General features: G+C 68.3%; 17 protein-coding genes. 8 read left to right on the top strand and 9 right to left on the bottom strand.

Annotation, left to right across the window (positions count from 1 at the left end):
• Positions 1-213 precede the first annotated feature (213 nt).
• A complete protein-coding gene (gene dnaE, locus NPA30_RS10720) occupies positions 214-3,693 on the top strand; it encodes a DNA polymerase III subunit alpha (RefSeq protein ID WP_256802663.1) in 3,480 nt (1,159 codons plus the stop codon).
• Between the two features lie 182 nt (positions 3,694-3,875).
• On the opposite strand, the gene NPA30_RS10715 is transcribed toward dnaE, so the two are convergent.
• From NPA30_RS10715 to NPA30_RS10705, 3 genes are all read right to left on the bottom strand, one after another.
• Positions 3,876-5,192, bottom strand: a complete 1,317-nt coding sequence (locus NPA30_RS10715; protein ID WP_256802662.1) for a DNA polymerase IV — start codon at positions 5,190-5,192, stop codon at positions 3,876-3,878.
• Positions 5,193-5,288: 96 nt separating this feature from the next.
• Complete coding sequence (locus tag NPA30_RS10710) at positions 5,289-6,272, bottom strand: cation diffusion facilitator family transporter (RefSeq protein WP_256802661.1); 984 nt, start codon at positions 6,270-6,272, stop codon at positions 5,289-5,291.
• 38 nt (positions 6,273-6,310) lie between these two features.
• Positions 6,311-6,955, bottom strand: a complete 645-nt coding sequence (locus NPA30_RS10705) for a MarC family protein (protein WP_256802660.1) — start codon at positions 6,953-6,955, stop codon at positions 6,311-6,313.
• 104 nt (positions 6,956-7,059) lie between these two features.
• On the opposite strand from NPA30_RS10705, the gene NPA30_RS10700 reads away from it, so the two are divergent.
• Both NPA30_RS10700 and gyrA read left to right on the top strand, forming a co-directional pair.
• The gene (locus tag NPA30_RS10700) at positions 7,060-7,842 is read left to right on the top strand and encodes an NYN domain-containing protein (protein ID WP_256802659.1); all 783 of its coding nucleotides are present in this window, start codon (positions 7,060-7,062) and stop codon (positions 7,840-7,842) included.
• 218 nt (positions 7,843-8,060) lie between these two features.
• Entirely contained in the window at positions 8,061-10,871 is a 2,811-nt protein-coding gene (gene gyrA / locus NPA30_RS10695; protein ID WP_256802658.1) for a DNA gyrase subunit A, read from the top strand.
• 96 nt (positions 10,872-10,967) lie between these two features.
• On the opposite strand, the gene NPA30_RS10690 is transcribed toward gyrA, so the two are convergent.
• Positions 10,968-11,090: a hypothetical protein gene (locus NPA30_RS10690; protein ID WP_256802657.1), complete on the bottom strand. Its 123-nt coding sequence runs from the start codon at positions 11,088-11,090 to the stop codon at positions 10,968-10,970.
• Between the two features lie 270 nt (positions 11,091-11,360).
• Between NPA30_RS10690 and coaD the strand changes: the two genes are divergently transcribed.
• From coaD to tgt, 5 genes are all read left to right on the top strand, one after another.
• Positions 11,361-11,870, top strand: coding sequence for a pantetheine-phosphate adenylyltransferase (gene coaD / locus NPA30_RS10685; RefSeq protein ID WP_256802656.1), 510 nt, complete (start codon positions 11,361-11,363; stop codon positions 11,868-11,870).
• A gap of 4 nt (positions 11,871-11,874) precedes the next feature.
• Positions 11,875-12,456: a peptidylprolyl isomerase gene (locus NPA30_RS10680; protein WP_256802655.1), complete on the top strand. Its 582-nt coding sequence runs from the start codon at positions 11,875-11,877 to the stop codon at positions 12,454-12,456.
• A gap of 130 nt (positions 12,457-12,586) precedes the next feature.
• Complete coding sequence (locus tag NPA30_RS10675; RefSeq protein WP_256802654.1) at positions 12,587-13,060, top strand: peptidylprolyl isomerase; 474 nt, start codon at positions 12,587-12,589, stop codon at positions 13,058-13,060.
• A 14-nt stretch (positions 13,061-13,074) separates the two neighbouring features.
• On the top strand, positions 13,075-14,133 hold the full coding sequence (queA, locus tag NPA30_RS10670) for a tRNA preQ1(34) S-adenosylmethionine ribosyltransferase-isomerase QueA (RefSeq protein WP_256802653.1): 1,059 nt from the start codon (positions 13,075-13,077) through the stop codon (positions 14,131-14,133).
• The gene (tgt, locus tag NPA30_RS10665) at positions 14,133-15,263 is read left to right on the top strand and encodes a tRNA guanosine(34) transglycosylase Tgt (RefSeq protein WP_256802652.1); all 1,131 of its coding nucleotides are present in this window, start codon (positions 14,133-14,135) and stop codon (positions 15,261-15,263) included. The genes queA and tgt overlap by 1 nt, the downstream gene beginning before the upstream one ends.
• Before the next feature lie 176 nt (positions 15,264-15,439).
• Here tgt and NPA30_RS10660 read toward each other — a convergent pair whose 3' ends face one another.
• The 5 genes from NPA30_RS10660 to NPA30_RS10640 form a co-directional block, all read right to left on the bottom strand.
• Positions 15,440-15,661 (bottom strand): hypothetical protein, encoded by a 222-nt coding sequence (locus tag NPA30_RS10660; protein WP_256802651.1) that lies wholly within the window; start codon positions 15,659-15,661, stop codon positions 15,440-15,442.
• A 41-nt stretch (positions 15,662-15,702) separates the two neighbouring features.
• Positions 15,703-17,220 carry a tripartite tricarboxylate transporter permease gene (locus NPA30_RS10655; protein WP_256802650.1) on the bottom strand — a complete coding sequence of 506 codons (1,518 nt, stop codon included), beginning with the start codon at positions 17,218-17,220 and terminating at the stop codon, positions 15,703-15,705.
• A gap of 18 nt (positions 17,221-17,238) precedes the next feature.
• Positions 17,239-17,727 carry a tripartite tricarboxylate transporter TctB family protein gene (locus tag NPA30_RS10650; RefSeq protein ID WP_256802649.1) on the bottom strand — a complete coding sequence of 163 codons (489 nt, stop codon included), beginning with the start codon at positions 17,725-17,727 and terminating at the stop codon, positions 17,239-17,241.
• A complete protein-coding gene (locus NPA30_RS10645) occupies positions 17,724-18,680 on the bottom strand; it encodes a Bug family tripartite tricarboxylate transporter substrate binding protein (RefSeq protein WP_256802648.1) in 957 nt (318 codons plus the stop codon). The genes NPA30_RS10650 and NPA30_RS10645 overlap by 4 nt, the downstream gene beginning before the upstream one ends.
• Before the next feature lie 256 nt (positions 18,681-18,936).
• Positions 18,937-19,209: a DUF2312 domain-containing protein gene (locus NPA30_RS10640; protein ID WP_256802647.1), complete on the bottom strand. Its 273-nt coding sequence runs from the start codon at positions 19,207-19,209 to the stop codon at positions 18,937-18,939.
• Positions 19,210-19,263: the final 54 nt, after the last annotated feature.

The following is a 19,263-nucleotide window of genomic DNA, read 5'->3' as shown; positions in this document are numbered from 1 at the left end:
TTCGTTCAGGACCTTGCCGCTTTTGTTGCGATCTCGCTCTTCGTCGCCAGCTTTTCGGTGCTCGCTGTCGCCTTGTGAAAGGGATACGGGCATCGCCTGTTGAAAGCGGGAATCACCCCGGTGCTGCCACGGCGACTCTGCTAGGAACGTCGCTTGCAGGTTGCCGGTCGCTCAGGCCAAGCCGGTGCCGCTTGGTCGAGCAGGAGCACGGACATGAGCGCAGCCATCGAGACGACTGCCGTCGCCGCACCCGCTCCGAAGTTTGTTCACCTGCGGGTGCACAGCGCCTTTTCGCTCCTCGAGGGCGCGCTGCGGATCGACCAGATCGTCAAGCATGCCAAGGCCGACGGCGCGCCGGCGATCGGCATCGCCGACACCAGCAATCTCTTCGGCGCGCTCGAGTTTTCCGAGAAGGCGGCGAAGGCGGGCATCCAGCCCATCGTGGGGTGCCAGCTGGAGGTCGCCTTCGGCGACGAGGAGACCGGCGACAGTCGCGAGCGTCTGCCCGCCGCGCACCCGACGATGGTGCTGATCGCCAAGGACGAGGCTGGCTATGCCAATCTCGTCGAGATCGTCTCCTTCGCCTACCTGCAGCACGACGGCAACGCGCGCCCGCACGTCCTGTTCGAGTGGCTTGAGGCACGGGCGGAGGGCATCATCGCGCTGACCGGCGGGCCGAACGGACCGATCGGCACGGCGCTGGCGTCCGGACGCGGCGCTCTGGCGCGGGAGCGGCTGGAGCGGCTGGCCGGGCTGTTCGGCGACCGGCTCTATGTCGAGATCCAGCGCCAGGAGCGCCGGTCCCGCAGGGTCGAGGCCGAGATGATCGAGCTCGCCTACGCGCTCGACCTGCCGCTGGTGGCGACCAACGAACCCTTCTTCTTCTGCGCGGAGGATTTCGACGCGCATGACGCGCTGATCGCCGTCGCTTCCAACAAGCTGGTCAGCCAGGAGGACCGCCGCCGCCTGTCGCGCGACCACTGCCTCAAGTCGCAGGCGGAGATGGCGGTGCTGTTCGCCGACCTGCCGGAGGCGCTGGAGAACACGCTCGAGATCGCGCGGCGCTGCGCCTTCCGGCCGCAGACCCGCAAGCCCATCCTGCCGCGCTTCGCCGGAGCGGACGCCGATCCGGAGGAGGCCGAGAGGGTCGAGGCCGCCGAACTGCGGCGGCAGGCCGTGGAGGGGCTGGAACACCGTCTCGCCGCGCACGGCACCGCGCCAGGCGTCGACGAGGCCGCCTACCGCGAGCGGCTCGACTTCGAGCTCGGCATCATCGAGCGGATGAGGTTTCCCGGCTACTTCCTGATCGTGTCGGACTTCATCAAGTGGGCCAAGAGCCATTCGATCCCGGTCGGGCCCGGGCGCGGCTCGGGTGCCGGCTCGCTCGTCGCCTATTCGCTGACGATCACAGATCTCGACCCGTTGCGCTTCTCGCTGCTGTTCGAGCGCTTCCTCAACCCCGAGCGCGTCTCGATGCCGGACTTCGACATCGACTTCTGCCAGGACCGGCGGGGCGAGGTGATCCGCTACGTGCAGGAGAAGTACGGGCGCGAGCAGGTCGGCCAGATCATCACCTTCGGGACGCTGCAGGCGCGCGCCGTGCTGCGCGACGTCGGGCGGGTGCTGGAGATGAGCTACGGCCATGTCGACAAGCTCTGCAAGCTGGTGCCGCAGAACCCGGCCAACCCGGTGACGCTTGCCCAGGCGCTGGAGGAGGAGCCGCGCCTGAAGGAGGCGCGCGAGAAGGAGGAGATCGTCGACCGGCTGATCTCGATCGCGCTGAAGCTCGAGGGGCTCTACCGGCACGCCTCGACCCACGCCGCCGGCATCGTGATCGGCGACCGGCCGCTGCACCGCCTGGTGCCGATGTATCGCGACCCGCGCTCCGACATGCCGGTGACGCAGTACAACATGAAGTGGGTCGAGCAGGCGGGCCTGGTGAAGTTCGACTTCCTTGGCCTGAAGACCCTCACGGTGCTGCAGACGGCGGTGAACCTGATCGCACGCAAGGGCGAGGTGATCGACCTCTCCTCGATCCCGCTCGACGACGAGAAGAGCTACGCGATGATGACGCGCGGCGAGACCGTCGGCGTGTTCCAGGTGGAATCGGCGGGCATGCGCAAGGCGCTGATCGGCATGCGCCCGGACTGCCTCGAGGACATCATCGCGCTGGTGGCGCTGTACCGCCCCGGTCCGATGGAGAACATCCCGACCTACAACGCCCGCAAGCACGGCGAGGAGACGCCCGACTATCTCCACCCGATGATCGAGCCGATCCTGAAGGAGACGCAAGGCGTCATCATCTATCAGGAGCAGGTGATGCAGATCGCCCAGGTCCTGTCCGGCTATTCGCTCGGGGAGGCCGACCTGCTGCGCCGCGCAATGGGCAAGAAGATCCGTGCGGAGATGGACAAGCAGCGGGTTCGCTTCGTCGAGGGCGCGGTGAAGAACGGCCTCGAAAAGCCGCAGGCGAACATGATCTTCGACCTGCTCGCCAAGTTCGCCGACTACGGCTTCAACAAGTCGCACGCCGCCTGCTACGCCCTCGTCGCCTACCAGACCGCCTATCTGAAGGCGAACCATCCGGTCGAGTTCCTCGCCGCGTCGATGACGCTCGACACCGGCAACACCGACAAGCTGAACGACTTCCGCGGCGAGGCGCAGCGGCTCGGCATCACCGTCGTGCCGCCCTCGGTGCAGACCTCGCACAAGGCCTTCGAGGTCGGCGACGGCAGGATCTTCTACGCGCTCGCGGCGATCAAGGGAGTCGGCGAGCAGGCGGTGGAGCACATCGTCGAACAGCGCGGAGCCGCGCCCTTCCGCAGCCTCGAAGACTTCTGCGCCCGGATCGACCCGAAGATCGTCAACAAGCGCACGCTCGAAAGCCTGATCACCGCCGGCGCGCTCGACTGCTTCGGGCAGGATCGCGCGCGCCTGATCGCCAACATCGAGCGCATGGCGTCCTACGCGCTGCGCGTGCACGAAGGCCGCACCAGCGGCCAGCACGACATGTTCGGCTCCTCGGGCGGCGAGCCGGAGCGGCTGCACCTCGTCGAGGCGCCGCTCTGGACCGCGTCCGAGAAGCTTTTGCGCGAGCACCAGGCCATCGGCTTCTACCTCTCGGCCCATCCGCTCGACGAGTACCGGCAGGCGCTGAAGCGGCTTCGGGTGCAGAGCCACGCCGAGGTGGTTGCGAGCGTCAAGCGCGGGGCGAGCGCCGCCCGGCTCGCCGGCACGGTCACGTCGAGACAGGAGCGGCGCACCCGCACCGGCGGCAAGATCGGCATCGTCCAGATGTCGGATGGCTCCGGGCAGTACGAGGTGGTGATGTTCTCCGAGACGCTGATCCAGTACCGCGACATGCTCGAGCCCGGCGCCTCGGTGATCGTCACGGTTGCCGCCGAGGAGCGGCCGGAGGGCGTCTCGCTGCGGGTGCAGAGCGTGCAGTCGCTGGAGGACGAGGCGGTGCGAATGCAGAAGGCGCTGCGCGTCTTCCTGCGCGACGCGCGGCCGGTGCCGGTGTTCCAGCGTCAGCTGCAGGCGGGCGGCGACAGCGAGGTGTCGGTGGTGCTGATCCGCGAGGACGGCGAGCGGGAGATCGAGATCGCGCTGCCCGGCCGCTACCGGGTCTCGCCGCAGATGGCGAGCGCCATCAAGGCCGCGCCGGGGGTGATCGACGTCGAGCTGCTGTGACGGGGGATGGCGGAGGAGAGCAGGGTGGTCGAGTGTCCTGCTCGCGTCCGCCGCTGTGATCCGCCGGCGGATCGGCACAAGCTTCGCACAAGCGACGATATTCTAGAAGACGTTCGTATGGTGTCCTGAGAGTGTGGATGAACACGCTCTCTCGATACGTGATCAGTCCGACGTAGACAGCGCTACGGACTTGGCTTTTTTCCATCCTGGTCGGCATCCGGGGCCGGTGGCGCCTTCGCTCTGAAGGTGAAGCCTGTTTCGATCGCTTGCATCCCGAACTTGTCCCGCAGCGCGTCGAACGCTGCCTCCGCCCGGGCGCGCTTCTGCGCACCGGGATCGACGAGATCCTGCGGATCGGCGAAGCGGGCCGGGGCGAATCCGGCGCAGCCAATGCCGATCAGCCGGAAGGCCGTGCCGTCGAGCTCCTTCTCCAGCAGCCGGCGTCCGATGTCGAAGATGCGGCCGGCGAGCCGGGTGGGATCGGCAAGGCTCTGGCTGCGCGTGCGCAGCTTGAAGTCGGTCGTTTTCAGCTTCAGGGTGATGCCGGTTGCCGCCAGGTCCGTCGCCTTCAGCCGCCGAGCGACCTTCTCGCTCAAGCCTCGCAGCACCGGCACCAGATCCTCGGGTCGTGACAGGTCGGTGTTGAAGGTGGTCTCGGCCGAGATGCTCTTCATCTCGCCCCGCGGTTCGACCGTGCGCATGTCGATGCCGCGGGACAGGCGGAACAGCCGCTGGCCCATCGAGCCGTACCGGCGCATCAGTTCGGTCTCCTCCATCGCCTGCAATTGGCCGATCCGTGTCAGGCCGTCGCTTTGCAGCGTGCGCTCGAAGCTGTGGCCGACGCCCCAGATCATCGTGATCGGCTTGTCGGCGAGAAAGCGCACGGTCTCCTCGCGCCCGATCACCGAGAAGCCGCGCGGCTTCTGGAGGTCCGAAGCGATCTTGGCGAGGAACTTGTTGTGGGACAGGCCGATCGAGACCGGGATTCCAAGGTCGCGCTCGACGGCGTCGGCGAGGACAGCGAGGGTGCGCGCCGGCGGACGGCCGTGGAGCCGTTCGGTGCCCGACAGGTCGAGGAAAGCCTCGTCGATCGACAGCGGCTCGACCAGCGGCGTCACCGCCAGCATCCGCTCGCGCACCTGACGCCCGACCGCCGCGTATTTCGCCATGTCCGGCTTCAGGACGACCGCGTCCGGGCAGAGCTTCAGCGCCTTGAACATCGGCATCGCGGAGCGGACGCCATAGGTGCGGGCGATGTAGCAGGCGGTCGAGACGACGCCGCGATGGCCGCCGCCGATGATCAGCGGCTTGTCGGCGAGCGCCGGCCGGTCGCGCTTCTCGACGGCGGCATAGAAGGCGTCGCAGTCGAGGTGGGCGATCGACAGCGCGTAAAGTTCGTCGTGCGTCGCCAACCGCGGGCTGCCGCACGACGCGCAGCGGCGCAGGAGCTGGCCGTTCTCGGCGAGGCAGTCGCGGCAAAAGCTCTGGGGCGTGGGCATCGCGAGTCGGCTGGGACGAAACACGAACAGGATAGCCGACCCGAAGGGCCCGGGATAGGTCGTGCGGTGGGAAGGCGCGACGCGCTAGCGCGCCGGTCAGGCCGACGCTTCGGCCGCCGTCTCCGCAGCCTCGCGGTCGGCGAAGCGGCGATGACCCTCGCGCGACTGCACCTCGATGTAGAGCCGCTTGACGATCGGGAAGCGCTCCTTCACGCGGGCCTCGATCTCGCTGACCGCCCGCTCGATATCCTGCGACAGGACGCCGTCGGCGAAGTCGACGCTCATGGTCAGAAGGACGTCGGCGGGACCCCGATGCATCGTGCGGATCTCGTTCACGCCGAGGATCTCCGGCCGCGCCGCGACGCGCGCGCGGATCGCCTCCACCATCTCGGGCGAGGCGGCCTCGCCGATCAGCAGGCCCTTCGTCTCGATGGCCAGGAACACGGCCGTCACGCCGAGCAGGAGCCCGATCACGATCGAGGCCGCGGCGTCGAGCTGCACGTTGCCGGTGAACCAGGCAAGGCCGAGCCCGGCGGCAGCAATCAGGATGCCGAGGCAGGCAGCCGTGTCCTCGAACAGGACCACGAAGACGGACGGGTCCTTCATTTCGCGGAAGTCCTGCCACAGGCCCTTGCCGGCCCGGGTGGACTGAAACTCGCGGAAGGCGACGGACCAGGAATAGCCTTCGAGCAGGAAGGAGACGCCGAGGACGCCGAGACCGATCAGCGGCGAGGTGATCTCGCCCTCCTCCTGGCTCATCAGGTGTTCGACCCCTTCATAGATCGAGAAGCCGGCACCCAGCGCGAAGATCAGGATCGCCACGACGAACGACCAGAAATAGATCTCGACGCCGTAGCCGAAGGGATGCTCGGCGGTCGGCGCGCGCTTGGCGCGGTGGATGCCGAGCAGCAGGAACCCCTGATTGGCGGTGTCGACCATCGAATGGATGCCTTCGGCGAGCATGCTCGACGAGCCGGTGAACAGCGCGGCGCCGAACTTGGTGACGGCAATGCCGAGATTGGCGCCCATCGCGGCGTAGACCGCCGTGCCACCGCCGTGTGAGCCGCCGGTCTGCCGCATGTCCTGCTCCGTATGCCTGTCGCCATCAGGCTCCGGTTCTAGTGCGACGCGACAATCTGGCCACTGCTGCCGGTCAGCTGAGCGACCCCATCCGCGATGAACTGGACGGCCAGCGCGGCGAGCAGGACGCCGAGCAGCCGTGAAATCACCGCCCGGCTGGTGGGGCCGAGAAAGCGGTCGATCCGGTGGGCCTCGGCAAGAACGACGAACGAGATCGCGGCCGCAACGGTGATGACCAGGAGCAGGCCAGCCTTGCCCGCCAGCGTCGGAAGCGAGCCCGAGAGGAGGATCGTCGCGGAGATCGCGCCGGGTCCCGCCAGCAGCGGAATGGCGAGCGGGAAGGCGGCGATGTCGGCCTCCGGCTCCTCGGCAGCGCCTTGCGCGCTTTTCGCCTTGCGCTCGCCGCGCCGCTCGAAGACGAGTTCGAAGCCGATGAAGAACAGGAACAGGCCGCCGGCGACGCGGAAGGCGCCGAGCGTGATGCCGAGACCGGACAGGACGGCGAGGCCGGCGAGGCCGAAGAGGGCGAGGATGCAGCCGGCGATGATCGAGGCTCGGAGGGCCGTGCGACGGCGTTCTGCGACCGAGGCGCCTGCCGTCAGCGCGAGGAACAGCGGCACCAGCGCCAGCGGGTCGAGGATGACGAACAGCGTGACGAAGCCGTTGACCAGCACATCGAACATCGGCTTCTCCGCGGTTCAGCGATAACAGGCGTAACAGGGCGCCCGGCTGTGGTACAGGCGGCGCGATACGCCCTCCACACCGTCAGTCGCCGGAGAAAGTTCGAATGTCCGCCACCCGCTCCGACCGCACGCCGCGGCTCGCGGTTCTCATCGACGCCGACAACACCTCGGCGCGCATCGCCGACGGGCTCTTCGAGGAGATCGCCACCATCGGCGAGGCGAGCGTGCGGCGAATCTACGGCGACTTCTCGAACTCGCGCTCCAAGAGCTGGGCCGAGATCCTCGCCCGCCACGCGATCGTGCCGCAGCAGCAGTTCGCCTATACCACCGGCAAGAACGCCTCCGACATCACGCTCGTCATCGACGCGATGGACCTGATGCACTCCGGCCGCTTCGACGGCTTCTGCCTCGTCTCCTCCGACAGCGACTTCACGAGACTTGCCTCGCGCATCCGGGAACAGGGGATCGACGTCTACGGCTTCGGCGAGCAGAAGACGCCGGAAAGCTTCCGCCAGGCCTGCCGCCGCTTCATCTACACCGAGAACCTCCTGCCGGAGCGCGCCGTGTCGGACAAGGCGGAGGGCGCCGCCGCGCCGCTTGCCAAGCCGGAGCAGGCGGCCGATCTCCTGAAGCGGGTGATGGAGCAGATGGACACCGAGGACGGCTGGGTCGACCTCGGCGGCTTCGGCAAGCAGCTCCTCAACCTCTCCTCGGATTTCGACCCACGGAGCTACGGGTTCAAGAAGCTGAGCGATCTCGTGCGCAGCACCCAGCTGTTCGAGGTCGAGGGTCGCGAGGGCGGCGGCGTGCGGATCCGCCTCATGCCGGTGGCGCCGCGCCGCACCACGCGCCGGCGGACCGGCCGCAGCCGCGCTGCGGCAAGCTGACCGGCGGAGCGGCATCGGACCACCTGAGTCGGCCGCCGGCGCTCGACCGGCGGAGTTCGACGTTCGTTGGGGCCGCCGCCATCCCCACCATTCTTTACGTCCTGGTCCAAGCCCTTGTTTCGCAAGGGAGAAAACCCATCTGAGAGGGGCTGCAATATTTGCGCTCCGCCGGCCGAGGCGCTATAGCACGGGCAGCAGATTCAGGCTGAGGAGACGTCTTGGCAGACGACACCAATCCCGGCGCTCCGCCGCCGGAGCGTCCCACCGGCGTGGAACCGGTCTCGATCATCGAGGAGATGCAGCGGTCCTATCTCGATTACGCCATGAGCGTGATCGTCAGTCGCGCGCTGCCCGACGTGCGTGACGGTCTGAAGCCGGTCCACCGGCGCATCCTCTACGCCATGCGGGAGATGAACCTCGTCTGGAACCGGCCGTACCGCAAGTCGGCGGGCGTGGTCGGCGAGGTGATGGGCAAGTATCACCCGCACGGCGACGCCTCGATCTACGACGCGCTGGTGCGCATGGCGCAGGACTTCTCCCTGCGCTCGCCGCTGATCGACGGACAGGGGAACTTCGGCTCCATCGACGGCGATCCGCCTGCGGCGATGCGTTACACCGAGTGCCGCCTCGAGAAGGTGTCCGATCCCCTGCTGGAGGACATCGACAAGGAGACGGTCGACTTCCAGGACAACTACGACGGCCGCGAGCAGGAGCCGGTGGTGCTGCCGGCCCGCTTCCCGAACCTGCTCGTCAACGGCTCGGGCGGCATCGCCGTCGGCATGGCGACCAACATCCCGCCGCACAATCTCGGCGAGGTCATCGACGGCTGCGTCGCGATGATCGACAATCCCGGCATCGGCCTCGACGAGATGATCGAGATCATCCCCGGGCCGGACTTCCCGACCGGCGCGCTGGTGCTTGGCCGGGCCGGCATCCACTCGGCCTACGCCACCGGCCGCGGCTCGCTTTTGATGCGCGGCAAGGTGCATGTCGAACCGATGCGCGGCGAGCGCGAGGCGATCGTCGTCACCGAGGTGCCGTACCAGGTCAACAAGGCCTCGATGATCGAGAAGATGGCCGAACTCGTGCGCGACAAGCGCGTCGAGGGCATTTCGGACATCCGCGACGAGTCCGACCGCGAGGGCTATCGCGTCGTCATCGAGCTGAAGCGCGACGCCTCCGCCGACGTCGTCCTCAACCAGCTCTACCGCTTCACCCCGCTGCAGACCTCTTTCGGCTGCAACATGGTGGCGCTGAACGGCGGCAAGCCGGAGCAGCTGAGCCTCCTCGACATGCTGTCCGCCTTCATCGCGTTCCGCGAGGAGGTGGTGAACCGGCGCACCAAGTATCTGCTGCGCAAGGCGCGCGAGCGCGCCCACGTGCTCGTTGGCCTCGCGATCGCGGTCGCCAACATCGACGAGGTGATCAAGCTGATCCGCGAAGCGCCCGATCCGACCACGGCGCGCGAGCGGCTGATGGCGCGCAACTGGGATGCGCGCGACATCGAGCCGCTGATCCGGCTGATCGACGACCCGCGGCACAAGATCGCCGAGGACGGCACCTATCGCCTGTCAGAGGCGCAGGCCCGCGCGATCCTCGACCTGCGCCTGCAGCGCCTCACCGCGCTCGGCCGCGACGAGATCGCCGACGAACTGAACAAGATCGGCGAGGAGATCAAGGACTACCTCGACATCCTGTCCTCGCGCATCCGCGTGCGGGAGATCATCAAGGCCGAGCTGACGGCGATCCGCGATGAATTCGCGACGCCGCGCCGCACCGAGCTGTCCGAGGGCGCGGCCGATCTCGACGACGAGGACCTGATCCCCCGCGAGGACATGGTCGTCACCGTCAGCCATGCCGGCTACATCAAGCGCGTGCCGCTCACCACGTATCGATCCCAGCGCCGCGGCGGCAAGGGCCGCTCCGGCATGAGCCTGAAGAGCGACGAGGATTCGGTCACCCGGCTGTTCGTGGCCAACACCCACACGCCGGTGCTGTTCTTCTCCTCGCGCGGCATCGTCTACAAGGAAAAGGTCTGGCGGCTGCCGCTCGCGACCGCGCAGTCGCGCGGCAAGGCGCTGGTCAACCTTTTGCCGCTCGAGAAGGACGAGCGCATCACCTCGATCCTGCCGCTGCCGAACGACGAGGCGGCGGCCGAGGAATTGAACGTGATGTTCGCGACCACCCGCGGCACTGTCCGGCGCAACAAGCTGTCCGACTTCGTGCAGGTGAATCGCAACGGCAAGATCGCCATGAAGCTGGACGAGGCCGGCGACGAGATCCTCGCGGTCGCGACCTGCTCTGAGCATGACGACGTCCTGCTGACCGCCGACTCCGGCTACTGTATCCGCTTCCCCGTGACGGACGTGCGTGTCTTCGCCGGCCGCAACTCGGTCGGCGTGCGCGGCATGGCGCTCAACGAGGGCGACCGGCTGATCTCGATGGCGATCCTGCGCCACGTCGATTCGACGCCGGCGGAACGTGCCTCCTACCTGAAGCTGCGCCGTGCGGTGGAAGGCGAGGCGGCGGCCGATACGGTGGTCGAGGAAGAGGGCGTCGAGGACGTGGCGATCAGCCAGGAGCGTTACGCCTACCTCAGCGCGCATGAGGAGTTCGTGCTGACGGTCAGCGAGTTCGGCTACGGCAAGCGGTCCTCGTCCTACGACTTCCGCACCATCGGTCGCGGCGGCAAGGGGATCCGGGCCACCGACCTGTCGAAGATGAGCGACATCGGCCGGCTGGTCGCCGGTTTTCCGGTGGAAGACGGCGACCAGCTTCTGCTGGTTTCCGATCGCGGCCAGCTGATCCGCGTCCCCGTCGGACAGATCCGCATCTCCGGACGCGCAACGCGCGGCGTCACGATCTTCAGCACGGCTGACAGGGAACGGGTCGTATCGGTGGAACGCATCCCGGATCAAGGCGCGGACGAGGTCGCGACGGCCGAGGAGGATGCCGAGGCCGGGTCAGCGGATACGTCAGGCGAGGGACCGGACCGGGGCGCCGACGCGCCAGAACAGGGCGGAGAGTGAAGGCTCGCCGCCGCGTAACCGGTCGCAGATTGCGGTCGCTCAGGTCTGGTGTCGGAACGCTCGGGTGAACCGGAGGCGGGCAGGGCGCCCGCCGCCTCACATGATGCGGGTCTTGCGGATGACCGCCTTCGCCCGGGCCTGCTCAGCGTCGTTGTGCAGCGAGATCGCCGTGGCCGTGACGAGCGCCGCGGCCATCGTGAGCGACAGAGCGAAGATCATCTTGCATCTCCAAGTTACGCGGGACCAAACGGCAGGCGCCCGGTCTGGTTCCATTGGTAGCCGGCGGTGATGAACAAGGCGCTACACGTCTCTTCACCGCCCGTTCACCTTGCGCGGACCGAAGCCCGGCGCGCCGGGCCCGCGCTCCTGCTGCGGCAGCACTCCGTTTACGATGCCGCTCAAAATCGCCTACGCCGCGCTGTCCATCGATGATCCGGCTGGACGCCGGCCGACTATCGCGGCGGCGCGCGAGCCGCTAAGACCGGCGCCATGCGCATCGGCTTCTACTCCGGCTCGTTCGACCCTCCGACGCTCGGCCATCTCGAGGTCCTGCGGCAGGCGCTCGCCCTGTTCGACCGTGTCAGCGTCGGCATCGGGGTTCATCCCGGGAAGAAACCGATCTTCTCCTTCGACGAGCGCGCAGCCATGCTCCGTCAGGCGGCGGGCGAGGCGATGCCAGGCGAGGTGTCGCGGATCGACGTCGTCGCCTTCGACGGCCTTGCCGTGGACGCGGCGCACGCCGCCGGTGCGCAGACGATGGTGCGCGGACTGCGCGATGGTACCGACTTCGACTACGAGATGCAGATGGCGGGCATGAACGGCGTCATGGCACCCGCGCTCGCCACGGTGTTTCTGCCGGCAAGCCCCGCCGTCAGGCCCATAACCGCCACATTGGTTCGCCAGATCGCCGCAATGGGAGGCGACATCTCCGCCTTCGTTCCGCCGGCCGTGCTGGCGGCCTACCGGGAGCGCGCAGCGAAGCGCGCGCAAGAGGAGTAACTCGATGTTCAAGACGATCGGTCTGGCTGCGGCGCTTGCGTTCGCCGCGCTCACCGTGCCTGCCGTTGCGGCGGATCCGGACAACACGCTGGTGATCACGACCGACAAGGGCGAGATCGACATCGCGCTGCGCCCGGACCTTGCGCCCAACCACGTGAAGCGGCTGAAGGAGCTCGCCAGCGAGCACGCCTACGACGGCGTCGTCTTCCACCGCGTCATCGACGGCTTCATGGCCCAGACCGGCGACGTGAAGTTCGGCAAGGAGGGCGGCCCGGACTTCGATCCGAGCATGGCCGGCATGGGCGGCTCGGACAAACCCGACCTGAAGGCGGAGTTCTCCAAGGAGCCGTTCAAGCGCGGCACCGTCGGCATGGCCCGCTCGCAGAACCCGAACTCGGCGAACTCGCAGTTCTTCATCATGTTCGACGACGGCAGCTTCCTGAACGGCCAGTACACGGTGGTCGGCCAAGTGTCGAAGGGCATGGATGTGGTCGACAAGATCAAGAAGGGCGACGCCGCCCAGAACGGCACCGTCGACGACCCGGACAAGATGCTGACGGTGCGCGTCGGCTCCAGCAAGGGCTGAGCGACCGCGCTTGCGCGCCGGGGACCTTGCGCCCGTGCCGCGGTGATGCCAGTTGAGGCGCGACAACGGTCCGGGCCCGCCGCCCGGACTTTGTATTTCTACAGACACCGAACACGAAAGGGAGACGGCCGTGGCCTACGAGAACCCAGAAGACACGCTGATCCTCGAGACGACCAAGGGCACCGTGGTGATCAAGCTGCGCCCCGACCTCGCGCCGAACCACGTCGCCCGGATCAAGGAGCTCGCGCGCGAAGGCTTCTACGATGGCGTCGTCTTCCACCGCGTCATCGACGGCTTCATGGCCCAGACGGGTGATCCGACGGGCACCGGCATGGGCGGCTCGGAGAAGCCGAACCTCAAGGCCGAGTTCTCCGCCGAGCCGCACAAGCGCGGCACCGTCTCGGCCGCTCGTGCCGCAAGCCCCGATTCGGCGAATTCCCAGTTCTTCATCTGCTTCGACCGCGCCCCGTGGCTGGACAAGCAGTACTCGGTCTGGGGCGAGGTGATCGAGGGCATGGATGCGGTCGACCAGATCAAGAAGGGCGAGCCGGTGCGCGACCCCGATTCGATCACGACGATGCGCGTCGCCGCGGACGTCGCCTAAGCCGACCGGTTCGGATGCGCGTCGATCTCTTCGACTTCGACCTGCCGGAGGATCGGATCGCACTGAGACCGGCCGTGCCGCGCGAAGCGGCACGGCTTCTGCAAGTGCCGGCGGCCGGCGACCTCGCCGACCGCCACGTCGGCGACTTGCCGGGCCTCCTGCGGCCCGGCGACGTCCTCGTCTTCAACGACACGCGGGTCATTCCCGCGCGGCTCTTCGGCCGCCGCCGGCGCGGCGAGGCCGAGGCGCATATCGAGGCGACGCTGCACCTGCGCGCCGCGCCCGACCGCTGGCACGCCTTCCTGAAGCCGGGCAAGCGCGCCGCCGCCGGCGAGACGATCCTGTTCGGCGATGGCGACACGGTGCTCGCGGCGACGGTGGTGGAGAAGGGCGAGGGCGGCGATGCGCTGCTCGCCTTCGACCGTGCCGGGCCCGACCTCGACGCCGCGCTGGCCGATGTCGGCCTGATCCCGCTGCCGCCCTACATCGCCTCCAAACGGGCCATCGACGACCAGGACCGGGCCGACTACCAGACGATCTATGCCCGCGAGAACGGAGCGGTCGCTGCGCCCACCGCCGGGCTGCATTTCACGCCGGCGCTCCTGGCCACGCTGGCCGCGCGGGGTGTGGACACTGCCTTCCTGACGCTGCATGTCGGCGCCGGCACCTTCCTGCCGGTGAAGGTCGAGGAGACCGGCGAGCACAAGATGCACGCCGAACTCGGCACCCTGACGCCCGACGTGGCCGAACGGCTGAACGCCGCGCGGGCGGCGGGCGGACGCCTCGTCGCCGTCGGCACGACGTCGCTGCGCCTCCTGGAGAGCGCCGCCGACGAGGCGGGCCGGCTGCACCCCTTTTCGGGCCCGACGGAGATCTTCATCACGCCGGGCTACCGCTTCCGCGCCACGGACCTCCTGATGACCAACTTCCACCTGCCGCGCTCGACGCTGTTCATGCTCGTCGCCGCCTTTTCCGGTCTCGACCGGATGAAGGCGGCTTATGCTCATGCGATCGCGACGGGCTACCGCTTCTACTCCTATGGCGACGCATCGCTGCTGGAGCGCGCGACCTGATGTCCGAGAGCTTCGAGTTCAAGCTTTCGGCCACCGATGGTCGGGCCCGGCGTGGCACGGTGTCGATGCCGCGCGGCGAGATCCGTACGCCAGCCTTCATGCCGGTCGGCACCGTCGGCACGGTCAAGGCGATGTATCTCGACCAGGTGCGCGCGCTCGGCTCCGACATCATCCTCGGCAACACCTATCACCTGATGCTGCGGCCGGGTGCCGAACGGGTGGCGCGGCTCGGCGGCCTGCACCAGCTGATCCGCTGGCCGCACCCGATCCTGACCGACTCCGGAGGCTTTCAGGTGATGTCGCTGTCGAGCCTGCGCAAGCTCGACGAGACCGGCGTCACCTTCCGTTCGCACATCGACGGGCAGGCCTATTCGATGACGCCCGAGCGCTCGATCGAGATCCAGGGCTTGCTCGGCTCGGACATCCAGATGCAGCTCGACGAGTGTATCGCACTGCCGGCCGAGCGCTCGGAGATGGAGCGGGCGATGGAGCTGTCGCTGCGCTGGGCCGAGCGCTGCGCCACCGCCTTCGGCGACCAGCCGGGCAAGGCGATGTTTCCGATCGTGCAGGGCGGCGACCAGCCGGACCTCAGGATTCGCTCCGCCGAACGGCTCGCCGCGATGGACATGAAGGGCTATGCGGTCGGCGGCCTCGCGGTCGGCGAGCCGCAGCACGTCATGCTCGCCGTCCTCGACGAGACGCTGCCGGCCCTGCCGACGGAGAAGCCGCGCTACCTGATGGGCGTCGGCACGCCGGACGACATCCTCGAGGCGGTGCGGCGCGGGATCGACATGTTCGACTGCGTGATGCCGACCCGCTCCGGCCGGCACGGCCTCGCCTTCAGCCGCTACGGCCGCATCAACCTGAAGAACGCGCGTCACGCCGAAGATCCGCGCCCGCTCGACGAGACGTCGGACTGCCCGGCGGCCCGCGACTACTCACGGGCCTACCTGCACCACCTCGTCCGCTCCGGCGAGGCGCTCGGCGCCATGCTGCTCAGCTGGGTGAACCTCGCATATTACCAGTCTCTGATGGCCGGCATTCGCACGGCCATCGAGGCCGGTCGCTACGAGGATTTCGTCGCGGAGACGAAGGCCGGCTGGGCGCGCGGGGATCTCGCTCCTCGATAGGGTCGCGCCTCGGCCACCCCGTCTCCCTCGCCGAGGCGACCTGAACGATCACCGCCGCGTGCCGACGTCGGGGCGCATCTGACGGATCCGGATCTTCTGAGGCGGGCACCATCGCGTGACGGTGGTGACCGCAGATCGGCTGCGCCCCCGGGCCGTCCGCCGCGCGCTGTCGGCCCTCAGCCGTCGTTGAAGGAGTTGAGGTCTTCCGGCCGCAGCCCCTCTTCGGGCGTGCGTTCCTCGACCCGGGCATCCGCCCATTCGGCAAGGGCGGTCAGAGCCGCAGCCTCGAGCGACGGCAGTTCGGGACGCTCTCCTCGCAGCGCCTCGAGGGCGGCGAGAAGCGACGGCGTCAGGGTCAGCGACAGGGCAGGGGCGGAAGACGAGGTATCGAGAGACATGCCGGAAGACTGCCGGAACGCACCCGTTCCGGCAAGCCGTTTCAGTCCTCGTCGGCCGCCATCTGGCTCAGCACCTGACCTTGTCCGCGGCTGCGCAGCCACAGCGGCACCACCAGCGCCAGCACCGCCAGCGTCAGGAGGATGATCGCGAGCGGCGAGTGGACGAGCACGGTCGGGTCGCCCTGGCTGATCGACAGCGCACGCCGCAGCTGCTGCTCGGCGAGCGGCCCGAGAATCAGCCCGACGACGACGGGCGCGATGGGATAGCCGAACCGTCGCAGCCCGTAGCCGAGGAGACCGAAGAGCAGGAGAATGCCGAGCTCGACCTGCGACGGGTTGGCGCCAATGGTGCCGAGCGTCGCGAAGGTCAGGATCCCGGCATAGAGCCACGGCCGCGGGATCGTCAGGAGCTTCACCCACAGCCCGATCAGCGGCAGGTTGAGGATCACCAGCATGAGGTTGGCGATGAGGAGGCTGGCGATCAGGCCCCAGACGAGCTGCGGCGCGGTGGCAAAGAGCAGGGGGCCCGGCTGCAGGCCGAATTGCTGGAAACCGGCGAGCATGATCGCGGCCGTCGCCGTGGTCGGCAGGCCGAGCGTCAGCAGCGGCACCAGCGTGCCGGCCGCCGAGGCGTTGTTGGCCGCTTCCGGTCCGGCGACGCCCTCGATCGCGCCGTTGCCGAACTCTTCCGGATGCTTGGTCAGCTGCTTTTCCGTGGCGTAGGAGAGGAAGGTGCCGATCTCGGCGCCGCCGGCCGGCATCGCGCCGATGGGGAAGCCGATGACGGTGCCGCGCAGCCACGGCCCCCACGACCGCTTCCAGTCCTCCTTGCTCATCCAGAGCGAGCCCTTCACCGCCTCGATCTTGTCCGGCGACACATGCGCCGTGGCGGCGACCGACATCGTCTCGCCGATGGCAAAGAGCGCCACCGCGAGCGTCGTCACCTCGATGCCGTCGTACAGGTCGGGCACACCGAAGGTGAGGCGCGCCTGGCCGCTCTGCAGGTCGATCCCGATCAGGCCGAGCGCGAGACCGAGGGCGAGGGAGGTGAGGCCGCGCAGGGTCGAGTCGCCGAAGGCCGCCGACACCGTGACGAAGGCGAGAACCATCAGCGCGAAATACTCGGCCGCGCCGAAGGAGAGCGCGAAGCGCACGATCACCGGTGCCAGGAAGGCGAGGCCGAGCGTCGCGATCAGGCCGGCGACGAAGGAGCCGATGGCCGAGGTCGCAAGCGCTGGCCCGCCGCGCCCGGCGCGGGCCATCTTGTTGCCCTCGAGCGCGGTGACGATCGAGGCGCTTTCACCCGGCGTGTTGAGCAGGATGGAGGTGGTCGAGCCGCCGTACATGCCGCCATAGTAGATGCCGGCGAACATGATCAGCGAGCCGCTCGGATCGAGCCGGTAGGTGACCGGCAGGAGGAGCGCCACGGTGAGCGCCGGGCCGATGCCGGGCAGCACGCCGACGGCGGTGCCGAGCGTCACGCCGATCAGCGCGTAGAGGAGGTTCACGGGCTCCATGGCGGTCAGGAGACCCTGACCGAGAAGTGCGAAGGTATCCATCGTGGGGGTCGGGTCCGGTCAGAACAGCGCGTGCTCGAGCGGACCGGCCGGCAGCGACAGCTGCAGGACCGCCGTGAACAGCAGCCACAGGAGAAACGAGATCACGATCCCGATCGGGATCGTCTTCCACAGCGGGCCCTGGCCGAAGGCACGGGCGGTCAGCGCGAACAGGAGGCCGGTCGCGATCGAGAAGCCGGCGATCTTCAGGAGCAGGAGCTGGGCGGCAAGGCCCGCCACGATCCAGACGATCGGCGCGACCTTCTCGGGCTCGCGCTCCGGAAAGTCGCCGCGCCAGGCCGAGACGCCGGTCCAGACGGAGAGGACCGCAAGCCCGGCCGAGATCGCATAGGGGAAGGCCTTCGGCCCGATCTGGGCATAGCCGCCGCCGTTGAGGTGCAGCGTGTTCCATAAGATCACCGCCGCCATGGCCAGAAGCAGGAGCGCAATGACGAACGCCGCCCGATCCGGGCGGCGTTCAGTTGCGGACGAGAGGCGATCGTCGCTCATCCCTGGATCAGGCCGATGCTCTGCAGCACCTTGCGGGTCTGCTCGATGTTCTTGTCGAGCTCCTGCTTGAAGGCGTCCCCGGCGAGGTAGGTGTCCTCCCAGCCCTTGCTCTCGAGGATCTCCTGCCACTCCTTGGACTTTGCCATCTTCTCGACGTCCGCGGTGACGGCCGCCTTCTGCTCGTCCGAGAGCCCAGGTGCCGCCGCGACCATGCGCCAGTTCTGCAGCACGACGTCGAGGCCGCTCTCCTTCAGGGTCGGCGCATCGACGCCGTCGATCCGGTCTTCGCTGGTCATGGCGAGCAGCCGCAACTGTCCGGCTTGGATCTGGCCCTCGAACTCGCCGTAGCCGGAGATTCCGGCCGAGACCTGCGAGCCGAGAATGGCCGCCAGCGCCTCGCCGCCGCCGGAATAGGGGATGTAGTTGATCGCCTTCGGATCGACGCCGGCGGCCTGCGCGATGAGGCCGGCGGCGATGTGGTCGGTGCCGCCCGCCGAGCCGCCTGCCCAGCTGACCGCGCCGGGATCCTTCTTCAGCGCCGCGACGAGATCGTCGATCGACTGGTACGGCGAGGAGGCCGGCACCACGATGGCCTCGTACTCGCCGGTGAGGCGGGCGATCGGCGTCACGTCGGCCAGGGTCACCGGCGCGTTGTTGGTGAGGATCGCGCCGACCATGACGTAACCGCCGACGATCAGGGCGCTCGGATCGCCCTTGTTCTGCGAGGCGAACTGCGCGAGGCCGATGGTGCCGCCGGCGCCCGGCACATTCAGCACCTGAACGCTGCTCGCCACGCCGGTTTCCTGCATCACCGTCTGGATGGCGCGCGCCGTCTGGTCCCAGCCGCCGCCGGGCGAGGCCGGCGCGACCACGCGATAATCCGTCGCCGACGCGGCACCGGCCAAGGACAGCGACGCGAGCACCGCGCCGGACAAAAGGATCCGCTTGAGCATTGTTACCCTCCCTGTTCACCGGTCCTCGCGGCGGACCGGATGTCACCCTCCGTGCTTAGGCCATTCTGTCGCACCCCGCCACCTCCTTCGTCGGGATGTGCGCGGCAGAAACAGGTGGATGAGCCGTTGCGTGAACGGTGACGGATGGGAGGCTCGGGGCGTGCCGAAGGTCGGCCGAACGGCGGCGGACCGGAGCCGAACGAAAAGCCGCCTCCGGAAGGCGGGGCGGCAGCGGCCGCCCCGCGTGAGGCTTGGCTCAGGCGGCCGCTGCGACCGGCTGCGACTCGCTGTTCTCGATGGCGCGCAGATAGAGGTCGAGCAGCGTCTCGTGCTCGTCGCGCTCCTCCTGGTCCTGCTTGCGCAGGCGGATGATCTCCTTGAGGATCTTGACGTCGAAACCTTCGCCCTTGGCCTCGGCGAAGACCTCCTTCTTGCCCTCGTTCAGCTCCTGGATCTCGCGCTCGAGCTGCTCGACGCGCTCGATGAAGGAGCGCACGCGCCCGCCGGCGATGCCGCTGATGTCGTCCATGGTCAGGTCCCCTTTCGATGAGAGGCGCGACCTTGCGGGCAGGACGGTTAGCGC

This window comes from Mangrovibrevibacter kandeliae (assembly GCF_024519155.1).
GTDB classification, from domain to species: domain Bacteria; phylum Pseudomonadota; class Alphaproteobacteria; order Rhizobiales; family Rhizobiaceae; genus Mangrovibrevibacter; species Mangrovibrevibacter kandeliae.
This window is presented reverse-complemented; position numbering and strand designations above follow the sequence as displayed.

What these genes read in the sequence shown, in the direction of transcription:
- dnaE (WP_256802663.1), top strand. Translation starts at nt 214, where the DNA reads ATGAGCGCAGCCATCGAGACGACTGCCGTCGCCGCACCCGCTCCGAAG.
- NPA30_RS10715 (WP_256802662.1), bottom strand. Translation starts at nt 5,192, where the DNA reads ATGCCCACGCCCCAGAGCTTTTGCCGCGACTGCCTCGCCGAGAACGGC.
- NPA30_RS10710 (WP_256802661.1), bottom strand. Translation starts at nt 6,272, where the DNA reads ATGCGGCAGACCGGCGGCTCACACGGCGGTGGCACGGCGGTCTACGCC.
- NPA30_RS10705 (WP_256802660.1), bottom strand. Translation starts at nt 6,955, where the DNA reads ATGTTCGATGTGCTGGTCAACGGCTTCGTCACGCTGTTCGTCATCCTC.
- NPA30_RS10700 (WP_256802659.1), top strand. Translation starts at nt 7,060, where the DNA reads ATGTCCGCCACCCGCTCCGACCGCACGCCGCGGCTCGCGGTTCTCATC.
- NPA30_RS10690 (WP_256802657.1), bottom strand. Translation starts at nt 11,090, where the DNA reads ATGATCTTCGCTCTGTCGCTCACGATGGCCGCGGCGCTCGTCACGGCC.
- coaD (WP_256802656.1), top strand. Translation starts at nt 11,361, where the DNA reads ATGCGCATCGGCTTCTACTCCGGCTCGTTCGACCCTCCGACGCTCGGC.
- NPA30_RS10680 (WP_256802655.1), top strand. Translation starts at nt 11,875, where the DNA reads ATGTTCAAGACGATCGGTCTGGCTGCGGCGCTTGCGTTCGCCGCGCTC.
- queA (WP_256802653.1), top strand. Translation starts at nt 13,075, where the DNA reads ATGCGCGTCGATCTCTTCGACTTCGACCTGCCGGAGGATCGGATCGCA.
- tgt (WP_256802652.1), top strand. Translation starts at nt 14,133, where the DNA reads ATGTCCGAGAGCTTCGAGTTCAAGCTTTCGGCCACCGATGGTCGGGCC.
- NPA30_RS10660 (WP_256802651.1), bottom strand. Translation starts at nt 15,661, where the DNA reads ATGTCTCTCGATACCTCGTCTTCCGCCCCTGCCCTGTCGCTGACCCTG.
- NPA30_RS10655 (WP_256802650.1), bottom strand. Translation starts at nt 17,220, where the DNA reads ATGGATACCTTCGCACTTCTCGGTCAGGGTCTCCTGACCGCCATGGAG.
- NPA30_RS10650 (WP_256802649.1), bottom strand. Translation starts at nt 17,727, where the DNA reads ATGAGCGACGATCGCCTCTCGTCCGCAACTGAACGCCGCCCGGATCGG.
- NPA30_RS10645 (WP_256802648.1), bottom strand. Translation starts at nt 18,680, where the DNA reads ATGCTCAAGCGGATCCTTTTGTCCGGCGCGGTGCTCGCGTCGCTGTCC.
- NPA30_RS10640 (WP_256802647.1), bottom strand. Translation starts at nt 19,209, where the DNA reads ATGGACGACATCAGCGGCATCGCCGGCGGGCGCGTGCGCTCCTTCATC.